Origin of the sequence: Pseudoalteromonas peptidolytica (genome assembly GCF_012641745.1) — a bacterium.
GTDB classification, from domain to species: Bacteria; Pseudomonadota; Gammaproteobacteria; order Enterobacterales; family Alteromonadaceae; genus Pseudoalteromonas; species Pseudoalteromonas peptidolytica.
Genome location: NZ_WEHZ01000003.1, coordinates 78,518 through 93,306 on the forward strand (window position 1 = coordinate 78,518; position 14,789 = coordinate 93,306).

A 14,789-nucleotide genomic window follows, 5' to 3' on the forward strand; every position below is an offset into this window, starting at 1 on the left:
CTTTCTCCTTTATTTGCTGCAACCTCGGCTAGTCGTTAGCTCTGAAGATATTTCTGCCATACAATATTCAGCAACCGCCGCTATAGTCCAAGCAGGTGTACAAGCGCCTGTACTGCCGGGGATCAGTGAACCATCAATGACATATAGTCCTTTAACCACATCACCATTCGCGTTTTTAACTCTTCCGTAACTATCACATGCTTTACCAAGTACACAGCCACCTAGCGGGTGTGGTGTCATACCATAAGCCACATCAAAATGTTCATTCTCGGCAGCTGAATTACCTGTTAATGTACGTTTAGTGTTAGTGCTACAGTGCAGCGGTCCTTGATACCCTTTGAACTGTGCTAGTTTTGTTGGATCAACGCCAGCTGTATTTGCTTCTTTCCAAGCGTTTAGGGTATTAATAGCCGTATTGATTGAATCTCCCATTCCACCTTCAAACTTGCCATTTGCTTCAATGGTTTGCGGATAAGAGAGTTGGTAGCTACCATCAGCTTGTTTTACAAATTGACCCGGAGCCGTATTTTGGCATACCCCCATCATTAATGTATTTTGAATCGAAACACTCTCTTCATACCAAACGGGGTAAACCACCATTTTGGTAAATGGAGAGGCGTTATTCTCTTGCAGATATGTTTTGGGGTCGTCACCATATTGAAAGTCACACTCAGCAGAGCCTGGGCCGCCATTTGCAGGTCGTACTGGCTCATTGCAAAGCTGTGTTGCAAATAAGTCGCCATTTTGTCCCCATAATTTACCAACATAGGGGCTCAATGATGGAAGACCCGGTTTAGTAATATCTGTACAGCTTGGTGAATTTGCTGATTCTAGTAACAACCTTGCACTGTGCATAGAGCCTGCTGATAAAATCACATTTTTAGCTTCGTATATTATCTGCTGCGGTGCATCAACTTTATTTTCATCAATTTTGTTAACAATAATGCGATAAGAAACCTCGTCAGTGACTGGATCAACCTGTTGGTTGATACTTGTCACTTCGCTTAAGCATTCAATATCTAACATATTTGTGGCTTTGGCTTGAGCTAAGTAGTTTCTATCTAAGCTATTTTTTATACCGTACAAGATTTTTTCTTTGCCCTGCTCTACTTCTGAATAGCTATTCATGCCGTACCACATTTCACCAATGGTCGCCGATGGTAGTACTTTGCAAGAAATTTCGTTTGCTACTACAGACCAGTCCAGCGCTAGCGTACTAAACTTAGGGTCTATCGATGAAATACCGTAGTCGCATAGCACAGTCTCTTTTGACTGCAAATTATTTGCTTGACTCAGGAACACACGTGTAGAGAGGTAATCAGGAGCAGCTGCGATAGAGATCTGGTCTTGATTACGATGCTCCGCCAAATCAACCATAGTGGTTTGATCTATCTGATTTGGAATGTCACAGCTGTCAATATTTAAAAACGGCAATGTAGTATTCGTGCCATGACACTCACTCACCATAGTTGTTGGTGACATTATTTTCTCAACAGTATCGTAGTAGCATGCTATCTGGTCAAAATTTAATAAGTTACTCTCTGGGCAATCCGGATCTCTGAACGCTAGGTTGAACGCTTCACAAGATGGCTTCTGAAAAATAGTGTTATACACTTGAGATGTTCCACCAAGCCCAGCACCCATCCATACTGTCATATTTTGCGCCTCAATCGTTTCCACTAACCCCGGATATTTTGCAACTGGGCGCTTGGCAAACACACCATCGTTAAAGTTGAGTGGCTTATCATTTAGACTTGGATCGCCAACTGGTGTACCAAATGGCTCTTCCGTTGCCATCCATGCTGAACGGCCGTCAGGCTGGCGATAATTACAAAATGGTGGAGTTGGCGTTTGCGCCGTCTTAGGTTGGTCATCGCGAGTTAAATTTCCCCACCAGTCTTTACCGCGTTCAAGCAATAAAACCGGTTTATTATCAGGCGTGCCTTTAGGATATGCCTGACAAAGCCTCAGTGCAGCAACACTACCTCCAAAGCCTGAACCTATAATGATAGTGTCGAACGTTGTCGGTTTACCGATTGAGTTTAAATTGCTCATTGTATTTTCCTTTTCAATAGTTAAGCGACATGGTCGCCAGTAGCATTTGAACGACTACAAGACAGAATGCTTTCTTTTATTGCATTACCAACAAATTCAATATCTTCCTGTGAGCACACAAGGGCAATACGGATGTAATTTTGGTAATCATTTACTGCATCAGCACTGATGGCAAGGTAATGCCCCGGTAAGGCTTTGATACCAAAATGCTGGTATAAGTGCCCACAGATCTGCTCTGAAGGACAGCCAGTATCAAGCCACAGATAAAATCCGCCTTGCGGTACTTGATAACTGGGTAGTGCTTCAAGGTACTGTGTTAACGCCGTGAATTTTTTGGAATAAGTTTGGCGATTTTTGCATACGTGCTCCTCATCAGACCATGCAGCCTGTGAAGCGCTTAGTTGAATAGAAGACAAAGAAACACCATGATAATTTCTATATGCCTGAAGTTTCTTTATTAACGTTTGATCTCCTGCCATAAAACCCGATCTTAACCCCGGTAATCCGGAGCGCTTTGACAAGCTGTGGACAGCGAGGCAATTGTCAAAGTGGATATTTCCCATCGCAACACAAGCTTCAAGTATTCCTGTCGGGGCATAAGGTTCAATATAAATCTCGCTGTAGCACTCATCAGCAACAAGGATAAATTGGTGTTCCTTTGCAAGCTCAATCAACCTTATCCACTGTTTAAGTGGAAGTACCTCACCCGTTGGATTGTTTGGAGAGCAGACAAACATCAAGTCTATTTGCGACCAGTCAGTGAAAGTGTCCGATGCGTCTGCTGTCAGTTGATGAAGTTGCTTGTGCGTAATGCTTTTTACTCTTGCCCCTATATTTTCAGCGCTGGCTAAGTAAATCGGATAGCCTGGGTCTGGCATCGCAATTGTTACCTGCTCTCCTTGTTGCAGCTGCCGGTTAAAAAGCGCGATTGGTAGCATGAAGATCCCTTCCCTACTGCCAGCCAAAATAGCAATTTGCTCAGGCGAAATACTAAAATCACGACTACTGCCATATCTAGATTGCAGCCAACGGGAAATAGTAGTTTGCAACTCATATTGCAGCGATGCTCTGGGATACAACGCTAAATCACTATATCCCGCAGGGATTGTAGACAACACTTTTTTGTCAAGCGCTACATTAGGCTCACCAATACTTAAGTCTAGTTCCGGCTTATTTGGGGAGCTGCCGCTAAGAAGGGCGCTAAGTCTAGATTGTGGGTATAAACGTTCAGCAAAATGCATGCCTTTGCCTCCCTTACATCACAATCTCACGGTGGCTTTCTACTAAAGCATTCACCTTTTGTTTAGCTTCTGGAATGACTGGCTGGTCGCTTTGGACTATGTCACACATAAGCTGCGCCACTTCTGTACTGTCTTGCTCTGTAAAGCCAAGTCGAGTGATTTCTGCAGTACCGACCCGCATAAATCCATCACAAAAGATCCCATGAGCCTTCAGTTTATCTCTATACTGCAATCCCTGATCTTTATCCAAAAGAGGAAGTACCTGATGACAATACGTTGAGTGCGAGAAGTCTGAGTTGCGCTCTCCCCTAAGTACAATGCCATTACTAGAGAATACACGGGCAAAGCATCTGGCATTTTCCACGACTTGTTTAGCATATTGTTGCCACGGTACTTCATCTAGAGTAAGTCCCAAAGCAGCAATACGAGCCAAGTGTGGATTACAAACCATTGTCGGCCCATTTAAAGGCGTGAAGTTTGATACTAATTCAATCTTAAAATGTAACGACTCAGAGTTAGTGACTATGATCCCCCCCTGAGGACCTGGAAAAGTTTTATGTGTTGAGCCAAATAAGATGTCTGCACCTTCGTCTAGCGGATTTTGATATTGCCCACCAGCAATAAGTCCTAAACTATGTGAGCCATCGTAAGCAACAACACCACCATAACTATGAACAATTTCACTTATTTCTCGCACAGGCATTGGCACCATGAAGATCGATGCCCCAAGCACAACTAGCTTAGGTTGCTCTTTGAGTAATAGCTCAATACATGCAGCTCTATCCAACTGCCACTGCGCATCATCAAATACAAGCGGCAAAGAGTGACGATGAAAAACTTCATATTGGAAAGGATATCCGCCACCTGGAAAAAAAGGGGGAACCCGAGCCACCTTATCACCAGGCTCCGTCAATGCAAAAATAACCGCCATTAAACTATTACTACCTGAAGTTGGGGAAATATTTGCGAATTTGGCAGAAAAAACCGACTTAGTTTTCTCAATAGTAAGACGGGTTATCTCCTGCGAGATATCCGTACCTGCGTAGAAAGGAGCGGCATACCTTGATGCCAGATCATTTGATAACAGCTCAGATACTGGATCAGAGAGCCTATTTTCACTCACAATTAAATTAATAGCTTGGCGACGACACTGCTGGTGTGCATTAGCTAGTTCGATAATAGTATTCATCCTCATTCCCATTTAAAATTTAGAACAAATAAATACTAGCTAACAAAGTGTTTAAAAGTTAATTACATGGTATTACACTGCATTACGTTGCTCGCTACGCTCATGAAGAAAGCACAACAAAGCCATACTGGGTGATAGGAAGGGAAAAATAAACTGATTAATTGACAATATGATAGTACGAAAGGGAGCTTAAACTATTGCATTTTTAACAAAAGTACTCACTCCGCCACCGTAATGAAAAATATGCTACTGGATTTGGCTTTTTAATATTTTTGCCGGCTTGAAAAGGATTTTATTCTGACCTTCGATGGTAATTGTTTCCCCTGTTTGTGGGTTTCGCCCTTGCTTAGCTGGATGATAGCTCAATGAGAAGGTACCAAGGCCATTTATTTGCATCTGATCCCCTTCTGACAAACGCTTTTTAGTCACTTGCAAAATGACGCTCAACGCTGCTTGTGAATCTTTCTTTGTTAATCCACTTAACTTCGCCATTTTTGTAACTAAGCCGCTTTTATTCATGCAAATACCTCTGAACTATTCAATAAGCGGTGCAGGCTATGAGTTTCGTCGATGAAAGTCAATATTGATGTTCTAGTCGTAACTTGGTAAAACCTAAGCAATCAATTTAGTTAGGATCGCGAATGTCATTTTTAATTGAATATCTACCGCTTATTCTCTTTTTCACTGTCTATAAATTTGTTGACATTTTTTGGGCAACTGGGGTGTTAATCGTAGCCTCTCTTATTCAAGTTACGCATCAATATTTTACCAAAGGTGAAGTTGCTAAACGTCACTGGATTTTCCTAGCGATAGCCATCATTTTGGGCGGGATGACGATTTTATTCCACGACGAACAATTTATAAAGTGGAAGGCCACCATTGTGTACGCTATTTTGGGGAGCGCGTTGATAGTTTCTAAGTACCTGTTTAACAAAAACTTAGTAAAAACGGCGCTTGAAGGCGTATTGAGTTCTGTTGCAGAAAAAGAACAAAACCAAAACAAAATTACCCTACCAGAAAAGGACTGCGATCAACTAAACCTATTTTGGTCGGTGTTATTTTTCTTTATTGCTGCGCTAAATATTTACGTGGCTTATAATTTTTCGCTCGACTTTTGGGTAAACTTTAAAGTTTTCGGACTTATTGGGTTAACCTTTGTCGCTTTGCTTTTCACGATGTTTAAAATCCAAAAGTATTTACCAGAAGACTAGTCTCCCGCAACACTCGGTTTCTTTCTAGCTGCTATAGTTATCATCAAACAGATAGCTATAGCTGCACTGTGCTGCAGCATACTTTTGGGGAAACCGCTGTGAATGCTAGCCAATATCGTTGGTGTGAACTTATATTTATCTTTTTTATCCTACCGATTATTGCATATCAATTCCGTGCCCACTTAAGCAATTGGCTGTTTCCTGCACTCATAATTTTAATGGCAGTTTGCACCCATTTGCTACTCACAGATCCCCACTTTAAACGCTTTAGACTTACTAGTTTAGGCCAATTCTCTACCGTAAAAAGGCGGCTCTTCACAACTTTCTTCGCTGGTGCAATGTTTTCAGCTATGCTGTATGGCCTAGTCAGTCAGGGCAACTGGTTTGTTTTACCATTGAACTCACCCGCAGACTGGCTGATGCTATTGATTGCCTACCCTATTCTTTCGGTATTGCCTCAAGAGCTTATTTTTCGGAGCTATTTTTTTCATCGCTATAAAAGAATTTTACCCAATAAGAACAACAGAGTGATACTAAGTGCGCTCGTATTTGCTTTAGCGCACTGTGTATACGACAACGTAATCGCAATTTTTTTATCATTCGTTGGAGGGTTGCTTTTTGCTTATACATACGCGCACAGCCGTTCACTAGCCGTATGCGTATTAGAGCATAGTTTATGGGGGCTTTGGATGTTTACTATTGGGATTGGTCAATACTTGGATTCTGGAGTGAAGTTTTAGTGGGCGCTTAAATGACAGACGGAGCTTCGGATGGGAAGATTTTATTCTCACGTTGTGCATTAGAAGCACTAGTTAACACACTAGTGCTTCTAGCGTAAATTAAAAACCGAAGATACTCACTGCGAAGTACTTAGTTGCTACGGTATTGATAAAAATTGCCAGTAATATCACGGGAATAAATGTCTTCAAAGAGAAGTTAATATATTTCTCCGTAAAACTGCCAACATACCCTTCTGAGCCTTGTGCCAATTCCTCACTCAACCCAGATTGCTTCCATCGGTAAGTAACAAATAAACACACCATCAAGCCATTTAGTGGCAAAATCGTATCGTAAAATACGTCATATACTAAATCGAAGAAGCTCTTTTGGGCATCGCCGTAGCTTATAAATTGCGTTAGCCAATCTACCATACCAAAAGACATTGTAGATAAAACAGTCAGTAAACCCGTAGTCAATGCCAATACAATTAACGCTTTTTTGCGAGAAATATTCTTTTCTTCCATCAACGTTGCTGTTGGTACTTCTACAATAGAGACTAAGGAAGTGATAGCGGCAAAAAATACCAATAGGAAAAATATACCAGCAACAATCGATGCGCCAACATACCCAATATCCGACTGCAGGGCTAACAGCAGCTTAGGTAGATAATCAAAAATCATTGATACCGAAGAGTCTGATAATTTACTTGGATCTGTGTTCGGGTTAAAACTAAAAATTGCAGGCAACACCATTAATCCAGCGATGAAGGCTACCAATGAATCTGTTACCGCAACCATCTTAGAGCTGCCGACTATGTCATCTTTCTTAGAAATGTAAGAGGCATAAGTGATCAGAATGCCCATCCCTAGAGACAATGAGAAAAAGGCCTGCGACAGCGCGCCATTTAATACACTGGCATTCATTTTTTCAAAGTTAGGAACGATATAATAACGAACACCGGCCATTGCATTGTCGAGCGTTAGTACATAAGCCACTAACCCAAGTAACATAACAAATAATGCTGGCATAAGCAGTTTTGCCGCTTTTTCTATCCCTTCCTTTACCCCGCCAACCAGAATAAGATTAACTATCACGCCCACAACCAACATATAGATAAACACATTGGTGTCGTTGATAAATGTGCCAAAATAATCAGGTGATGCCAATACATCAAGATTACCCATCGCCGTCTGTGCTAAAAAGCCGAAAATCCAAACCGTGATTACCATATAGAATACGGCGATCATAAACGGCGTGAGCACGGCAAGAAAACCTGCTACTGACCATTTTTTGTCATGGTTTGACAAAAGTTTGTAAGCACCAAAAGGATCTTTTTGTGCTTTTCTACCCATTGCCATTTCTGCCATCATCACCGGCAAGCAAATAAACACCACAAACAGTGCATAGATTAGTAAAAACGCACCGCCACCATTTTTAGCCGCGGAGACTGGAAAGCCGACTAAGTTACCAATACCAACAGCAGAACCTGCTGCTGCAAGGATAAAGCCCAGTCGCGAGCTAAAATGCTCTCGGTTTGCACTCATTGCAATCAACCTTATTATTATTTTCTATAAATATCCGAAGGACTCTACCAGTCTAGTTGAGTGCTTTTCAAGTTTAAATGACCAATGAATGAAAAACTTTCTGTACATTTACTTTTGCACAACCCACGTTTTATCATAAGATTGATAATCGTCGCTCAAAAGCCGACAAAATACGCGAAAATAACAATAATAACCTAGAAACTTATCGGGAACTAATACTTATGCTCTACATGATTTATTCAACTGATGCTGAAGGCTCATTACAAAACCGCCTTGCAGCACGTCCAGCTCACCTTGCACGCCTTGAGATATTACAACAACAAGGACGATTATTCGCCGCAGGTCCTTTACCAGCTATAGATTCGGAAGACCCTGGTGAAGCTGGTTTTACCGGCTCTTTAGTCATCGCACAATTTGATAACTTAGAAGATGCGAAGCTTTGGGCAAGCGAAGATCCTTATATTGAAGCGGGTGTTTACACTCAAAGTATTGTCAAGCCCTACAAACGTGTTCTGCCATAATTGCTCATGTTCATTAAATTCAGCAAAGGTTAATTACAAAAACACTAAATTTGTTTGAGATTTATGAAGTTTATAAACTTAGTATCTATGAAACTGTGGAGCTTAATATGCGATTGCAACTCACTCTATTAGCGTTAATTTTGGCGTTCTGTTCGAGTGTAGCAGACGCAAATGACCACAATGACAAGAATAAAAAAACAATTACGAAAAAAGAGGCTGTGTCTTTAGCGCTAGATAAATATGCGGGGCGAACACTTAAGATTTCGCAAGAAAGCCAGTTCTTTGTCGTGAGAATCCTCCAACCCGATGGTCGAATTGTTGATATAAAAGTAAACAAGAAGACAGGTGAAGTAAATAAGGACTAAGAATGCGTATTTTAGTAATTGAAGACGATATTCAGCTAGCAGAAAACCTGCGAAATGCATTAGAAAAAGAAAAATACAGCGTTGATTTATGTCACGATGGCGAATCTGGCTTGTTTCACCTAGAAGAATACCCACTAGACATGGCCGTCATTGATCTCGGCCTGCCTAAACTTGATGGTATTGAAATCATTCGAAGAGCCAGAGCTAACGGAGTTAAGATACCAATTTTAATTTTAACAGCCCGAGATCGCTGGCAAGACAAAGTTGAAGGCTTAGATGCAGGTGCTGATGATTACCTGACTAAACCGTTTCATGTAGAGGAATTGATTGCGCGTTGTAATGCACTTATCAGGCGTAGCGCAGGTCAAGCAAATCCAGAAATTTGTATTGGTCCTATCAAAATTCATACACGCTCTCAGCAGGTTTGGGTAAATGACAATGAACTATCGCTGACCGCCTATGAATATAAAGTGTTGGAATACCTCATGGTTAATCCGCAAAAGGTTATCTCAAAGTCTGAACTCACCGAGCATATTTATGATCAAGACTTTGATTTGGACTCTAATGTTATCGAAGTATTCGTATTGCGACTGCGCAAAAAACTTGACCCAGATGGCACCCTTAATCCTGTAGAAACCTTAAGAGGACGTGGATATAGGTTTAAAAACCAGTGGTAAACAGTTCACAGATTTCACTTAAAATAAGGCAAGGTTTTATCCTTGTCTTTGTGCTAATTATAGCCCTACCAGCATTGTTTTTCTCTGTTGGCAGAGCCTATTACGCGTCTTTGGTAGACGCCACAGAAAAAACGCTGGAAGCGCACTTATACTCGCTGATATCTGAAGTTGAGTTTGTTTCAGATGGACTTGAAATGCCGCGTAGTATACTTGCACCAGAATTAAGTCGCCTCAACTCAGATACTTACGCTCTAGTTTATCAGGGACAATCTCTGGTTTGGTATTCTGAGTCGGCGGTTAACTTGTCAATATCACCTAACTTTTCAGATAACCAGGCTGGTGCCCCTGAATTTAAGCGAGTGGAATATGGTGGTGTTTTATTTTGGCAATTAAGTTTAACTGTCATTTTAGGTAACGCTGACCACTCTCAACAGGCAAGATTTGTTTTACTAAAAAAGAATGATGCACTCATGGCGCTCATGTCAGGGTTTAGAAACACCCTAGTAAACTGGATGTTGGTTATGGGCATTGTGATTGCGGGGTTGATGGCATTTGGATTCGTTTGGAATGCCCGCCCCTTACAAAGGCTAGACAAAGAAATCAAAGAAATTGAGGCCGGTGAAAGAGACAAAATAACCGGCTCTTATCCAGTTGAGTTACTCACCATCAAATCAGATTTGAATTTATTACTTGAGTCCCAAAAGCGACAAAAGGAACGGTATAGAGCCTCGTTAAGTGATCTAGCCCACGCATTAAAAACGCCATTGGCAGTCATAAAGTCAAGCCCATTAGCTACGGATGCAGATGCTCAAGAGCAGCTCGACAGAATAAATGTGATGATCGAACATCAATTAAAGCGTGCAGCAACTGGTGCATCAGACACATGGAAAAAGCAGACATCTGTAAAACCTGTACTAGACTCAATACTTAATGCGATGTCAAAAGTATACCATGACAAACATATTTCATTTTCATCACAATGCGACGAAAACGCAGCTTTTCTTGGTGATAAAACTGACCTTATGGAGATCTTGGGGAATATTATTGATAATGCGTGTAAAGCATGTGACAACTTGGTCGATATAAATATTAGTGCGCCAAAAAAGCGCCTACTGTTAATCGAAATTGAAGACGATGGCCCAGGGATCCCCGAGCATCGCCGCTCAGAATTACTGACACGAGGTACAAGATTAGATACCTATGAGGCGGGTCATGGCGTAGGCATGGCTATCGTTTCAGATTTAGTTAAATCTTATCAAGGACTGATGCAAATAGGCACGTCGAAGCATGGCGGCGCAAAGTTCATAATAGAGTTTAACAATGACAAAAATAACTAGCGGTATATTGATAGCTGGCTTTACACTATCAGTAATTGCAAATGAAGACATCACCTTGAAAGATTGCTCCAAACACGAGTCTAGTCACCCTGAGAAGGCAAAAAAGTTTCTAATGTGTTTGGATAACAATATCAATTTACTAGAACGCCATCGCCAAACGTGGATCACCAAGCTGTTGCTAGATACAAAAAAGTATCAAGCCGATACGGGAAACACGCAAATTTTGCCTATCATGGAACGCGCTTTACGCAATCATGAGGAATACATGGAAGACAGTTGTCGCTGGCGTTATCTGCTTGATATGCCCAATGCAACGCGTTCGGCAACGGCATACAAGCAATGTAAAATAACACTACTAAAAGCGCATATTTCAGAGCTTCAAAGTAGCAAAATACTAAAAGATAATGTCAACGCTAATTAATATTAGTAATGAGGTCATACTAGTTGATAATTTGGATAGCTTTTATCTCATTCTCTAAATAAAAGCTATCCAGATCCAATAGATGTTGGTATCACTCTTCTGGTTGTTCTGCGCTTAACAGGATTGCCAACCATTTTCCTTCCTCGCTGGTTTCCAAGGCAATTTTTACAACCATAGTTAAAGGTACTGAAAGTAACATACCAACCGTACCAAGCAGCCACCCCCAAAAGATCAAAGATAAAAATACCACCAGCGTCGATAGGCCAAGACCTCTACCCATAAACCTAGGCTCAATCATATTTCCCATTAGCGTGTTGATACAGATATAGCCGATAGCGACTATACCGCTTACCAGCGGCCCTTGTGTGACTAACGCTAGCAGAACTGGTGGCAGTGCAGCAATAATTGACCCAATATTAGGGATATAATTCAACAAAAATGCAACTACTCCCCACAGTACAAAATAATCAACATCAAGTGCCCAAAGAAACGTCGCGGCAATTACGCCTGTAGCCAACGATACCGCAGTCTTAATTGCCAAATAACTGTTGATTGAGTCTAAGAAGCGGTCAATTTGTTGCATTTTCATTTCGGGATCATCTAACGCAAGATGTACTTTGTGTCCGATTGATGGCGCTTCAAAAAGCATGAAAACCACGATGAGCAGAATTAAGAAGCTATTTGCCATGACACCACCAAAACCAGTAAGCATATTGGTCGCAACATCAATTAACTGGTTTGGATCTAACATACTAATTAGCTGTTGCTTATCTAGCAAAATATTGTAGTTGGCAGCGGTAGTGACTAGCCAAACGAACTTATCTTGGAGTGTTTCTTTATAAGCTGGGAGCTGCTCAGAAAAGTCATTAACTGATTGCCCTACCAAGCCACCAATACTGGCACCAATCAACATAACTAAAGCTATAATCACAAGAATGGCAATACCTTTGGGCAATTTAAAACGCGCCAAAAATTTCAACATTGGATTGCAGATGATTGCGATAAAAGCAGCCAATATAAAGGGCACAACGATTTCAGAAGCTAGTTTAACACCTGCTAATACAATGAAAAGAGATGCTAAAACTATCAGTGTTTTATTGATTCCTGTAAGTGAAGACACCACTCACTCCTTTTGCTTTTTTCCTATTCTAAAACAAACCACCTATAATGAAAATGAGTGATCTAACTCCTTGCTAAAACGTAGGTTTGTAAGATAACAAAAAAGAGACCATATAATGAAAATATTAATAACTGGTGCTACAGGGTTAATTGGTAGCAAGCTATGTCAATTTTTAATCCATAAGCATAGTCTTATTGCGCTAACCCGCTCGCCAGTGAAAGCCGCTTCAGTGTTACCGCCTGGTACTCACTTTATCACCAGCCTAGATGAAGTAGATTTTAATGATATTGATGCTGTCATCAACTTAGCAGGAGAACCAATTGCTGACGGTCGTTGGACTAGACAAAGGAAGCAAGAAATTCGTGATAGCAGAATCAACATCACACGCGCAATCAGCTCAGCAATAAGTGCAGCAACCACCCCTCCGGCATTGCTTATTTCAGGCAGTGCTGTCGGAGTTTATGGGCGCCAACCTAGTGATGTAACAATAAAAGAAGACTTTACAGCACATTACGACGAATTCTCTCATCAGCTATGCCGCGACTGGGAAGATGCGGCGCTCGCAGCGGAGTCTGAGCAAACTCGAGTATGTATTTTAAGAACTGGTATTGTACTGTCAAAAACAGGTGGTGCACTAGTCAAAATGTTACCGCCATTTAGACTAGGGCTAGGCGGTCCAATTGGCAAGGGAGAACAGGTAATGTCGTGGATCCACATCGATGATATGGTACAAGCTATTTTATTTATTCTCAAACACGATGAAATTGAGGGCATTGTGAATGCCACAGCACCCAATCCAGTATCAAATAAGCTGTTATCACAGGAACTTGCAAAAAACTTGTCCCGTCCATGTATTTTTACAGTTCCCCCTATCGTACTCAAACTGGCTTACGGGGAGATGTCTGACTTATTGCTTTTTGGACAGCGTGTTGTACCACAAAAACTATTAGACACGGGTTACCGTTTTCGCCACGACAGTATCGACGAAGCGTTACGCTCTCTCAACTTATAAATTCCCCGCTGTCACCATCGCTATTTCGGGTAAATATAACTTTTCTCTGGCTAATACTTTGTCTAGATAGTGCTTTGTTTCATCATAAGGTAAGCCCGTGTCCAAAGCACTAAGTACATTTTCGGGTGACAGTGAGTTGATGATTTTGGACGCTTTAGTAATAGAGCGCGAGCCATCAGCATTAAATACTCTAGCCACATTACCTGCGCCGGTGTTGTAAGCTGCAATCATACAGTACTTTCGACTTAAAGGATCTTGTATTTTGCTAAGATAGCGTTTGTCCAAAATATTCAAATAAGCAGCACCTGCTTCAATATTGTTGTCGGTAACATACAAATATGGTGCAGACATCGGTTCATCACGATTGTAAAGCATACGGTTAACATCCACTCCCGCACTGGTAGGCACTATCTGCATCAGCCCAAATGCTGGAATATGTGATTTTGCCATGGGGTTAAAGTGACTTTCAGTGTGCATTACAGCCAAAATGATACTCGGTGCGATATCAAAGCGCTGTGCTTGTGAATTCACTTGAGTCAAGTAACGCTGAGCCCTGCTTCTGGCATCAACTTTCTTTGGCAACTGGAGCACAACCTCAGAAACAACGGTCGTCTGTTTTTGTTCAGTTGTGCCTGTTTTAGTTGCCGCTTTTACTAGCTTTTTTAGGCGTTTTTGCTTGAGTTGCTCTAATTTTTCCTGTTGTTCTCGACGTTGCTTCTCGGCGACTTTATCATTTTCACCATCTAAAATAGCTTGATCTGTTTGTCGCTCAATATAACGTTGTTGTTGCTCAAATTGGCTATCTATTTGATTCTTAGCTGCAATTAAAGCTTGCGCTCTGGAAGCATTATCAATTTGGCGCTGTTGTGTTTTGGTTTTTGTAAAATCAGGTGCATTTTGGGTATTAAACACTTCAATGACCGCACGATCGTTTGCAATAAACTCTTTATATAGCGTGCGTAACTGTTCCTCAGTGACCTTCTTATCCACAGCGTGCTTTACACTAACGACCAATTTATTGGCAGCAAAATCCACCACCATTCTTGATGATAAGTCGTCACTGTAAGAAACAAAGGTTGCTTGGTCTGAAACGGTAATATCACCCCATTGCTGGATCACCTGATCACGGAATGAGTCGAATTCCTCAAAATGTTCGGTAACATAGTCAGAAAATGCCGTTAACTGTTGGCGCTTATATTGTTCAAACTCACTCAGCTCTTGATCTGAGGGGGTAGACGTTTGCCAACGCGCCATTTTTTCTGAGAGCTCTTCAAATAACTGAGCTTGACTTGCTACTGCACTTGGGATCGCACTCAAAGCGACAACTAAAAACGAACACACTGATTTACGCACAACAACCCTCCTTAAAAAAATTA

15 protein-coding genes are annotated in these 14,789 nt (G+C 41.3%); 8 read left to right on the forward strand and 7 right to left on the reverse strand.

The genetic code is table 11. From position 1 onward, the window contains the following. Window positions 1-9 precede the first annotated feature (9 nt). From F9Y84_RS02855 to F9Y84_RS02870, 4 genes are all read right to left on the reverse strand, one after another. Entirely contained in the window at window positions 10-2,055 is a 2,046-nt protein-coding gene (locus F9Y84_RS02855) for a GMC oxidoreductase (RefSeq protein WP_208723410.1), read from the reverse strand. A 20-nt stretch (window positions 2,056-2,075) separates the two neighbouring features. Next, the gene (locus tag F9Y84_RS02860) at window positions 2,076-3,296 is read right to left on the reverse strand and encodes an aminotransferase class I/II-fold pyridoxal phosphate-dependent enzyme (protein ID WP_147389568.1); all 1,221 of its coding nucleotides are present in this window, start codon (window positions 3,294-3,296) and stop codon (window positions 2,076-2,078) included. Between the two features lie 13 nt (window positions 3,297-3,309). Continuing rightward, window positions 3,310-4,485 carry a PLP-dependent transferase gene (locus tag F9Y84_RS02865; protein WP_161972757.1) on the reverse strand — a complete coding sequence of 392 codons (1,176 nt, stop codon included), beginning with the start codon at window positions 4,483-4,485 and terminating at the stop codon, window positions 3,310-3,312. Window positions 4,486-4,731: 246 nt separating this feature from the next. Further along, window positions 4,732-5,004 (reverse strand): HU family DNA-binding protein, encoded by a 273-nt coding sequence (locus tag F9Y84_RS02870; protein WP_147389569.1) that lies wholly within the window; start codon window positions 5,002-5,004, stop codon window positions 4,732-4,734. 122 nt (window positions 5,005-5,126) lie between these two features. On the opposite strand from F9Y84_RS02870, the gene F9Y84_RS02875 reads away from it, so the two are divergent. Beyond that, window positions 5,127-5,696 carry an inner membrane-spanning protein YciB gene (locus tag F9Y84_RS02875; RefSeq protein WP_147389570.1) on the forward strand — a complete coding sequence of 190 codons (570 nt, stop codon included), beginning with the start codon at window positions 5,127-5,129 and terminating at the stop codon, window positions 5,694-5,696. A 98-nt stretch (window positions 5,697-5,794) separates the two neighbouring features. Continuing rightward, complete coding sequence (locus F9Y84_RS02880) at window positions 5,795-6,436, forward strand: CPBP family intramembrane glutamic endopeptidase (protein ID WP_125252975.1); 642 nt, start codon at window positions 5,795-5,797, stop codon at window positions 6,434-6,436. A gap of 99 nt (window positions 6,437-6,535) precedes the next feature. On the opposite strand, the gene F9Y84_RS02885 is transcribed toward F9Y84_RS02880, so the two are convergent. After that, window positions 6,536-7,960, reverse strand: a complete 1,425-nt coding sequence (locus tag F9Y84_RS02885; RefSeq protein WP_128729749.1) for a sodium-dependent transporter — start codon at window positions 7,958-7,960, stop codon at window positions 6,536-6,538. Between the two features lie 221 nt (window positions 7,961-8,181). Here F9Y84_RS02885 and F9Y84_RS02890 point away from each other — a divergent pair, with 221 nt between their 5' ends. The 5 genes from F9Y84_RS02890 (at window position 8,182) to F9Y84_RS02910 (ending at window position 11,281) form a co-directional block, all read left to right on the forward strand. Beyond that, entirely contained in the window at window positions 8,182-8,481 is a 300-nt protein-coding gene (locus F9Y84_RS02890; protein ID WP_125252973.1) for a YciI family protein, read from the forward strand. A gap of 107 nt (window positions 8,482-8,588) precedes the next feature. Further along, on the forward strand, window positions 8,589-8,846 hold the full coding sequence (locus tag F9Y84_RS02895) for a PepSY domain-containing protein (RefSeq protein WP_125252972.1): 258 nt from the start codon (window positions 8,589-8,591) through the stop codon (window positions 8,844-8,846). A 2-nt stretch (window positions 8,847-8,848) separates the two neighbouring features. Beyond that, complete coding sequence (locus F9Y84_RS02900) at window positions 8,849-9,523, forward strand: response regulator transcription factor (RefSeq protein WP_010374057.1); 675 nt, start codon at window positions 8,849-8,851, stop codon at window positions 9,521-9,523. Beyond that, window positions 9,517-10,860 (forward strand): ATP-binding protein, encoded by a 1,344-nt coding sequence (locus tag F9Y84_RS02905; RefSeq protein WP_125252971.1) that lies wholly within the window; start codon window positions 9,517-9,519, stop codon window positions 10,858-10,860. The genes F9Y84_RS02900 and F9Y84_RS02905 overlap by 7 nt, the downstream gene beginning before the upstream one ends. Continuing rightward, complete coding sequence (locus F9Y84_RS02910) at window positions 10,844-11,281, forward strand: hypothetical protein (RefSeq protein WP_147389571.1); 438 nt, start codon at window positions 10,844-10,846, stop codon at window positions 11,279-11,281. Before F9Y84_RS02905 ends, F9Y84_RS02910 begins: the two co-directional genes overlap by 17 nt. Before the next feature lie 91 nt (window positions 11,282-11,372). On the opposite strand, the gene F9Y84_RS02915 is transcribed toward F9Y84_RS02910, so the two are convergent. After that, on the reverse strand, window positions 11,373-12,401 hold the full coding sequence (locus F9Y84_RS02915) for an AI-2E family transporter (RefSeq protein ID WP_128729752.1): 1,029 nt from the start codon (window positions 12,399-12,401) through the stop codon (window positions 11,373-11,375). Window positions 12,402-12,516: 115 nt separating this feature from the next. On the opposite strand from F9Y84_RS02915, the gene F9Y84_RS02920 reads away from it, so the two are divergent. Next, window positions 12,517-13,413, forward strand: coding sequence for a TIGR01777 family oxidoreductase (locus tag F9Y84_RS02920; RefSeq protein ID WP_147389572.1), 897 nt, complete (start codon window positions 12,517-12,519; stop codon window positions 13,411-13,413). Here F9Y84_RS02920 and F9Y84_RS02925 read toward each other — a convergent pair. Further along, window positions 13,408-14,766, reverse strand: coding sequence for a murein transglycosylase domain-containing protein (locus F9Y84_RS02925; RefSeq protein ID WP_147389573.1), 1,359 nt, complete (start codon window positions 14,764-14,766; stop codon window positions 13,408-13,410). The two genes, F9Y84_RS02920 and F9Y84_RS02925, sit on opposite strands and share 6 nt — an antisense overlap. Window positions 14,767-14,789 lie beyond the last annotated feature (23 nt).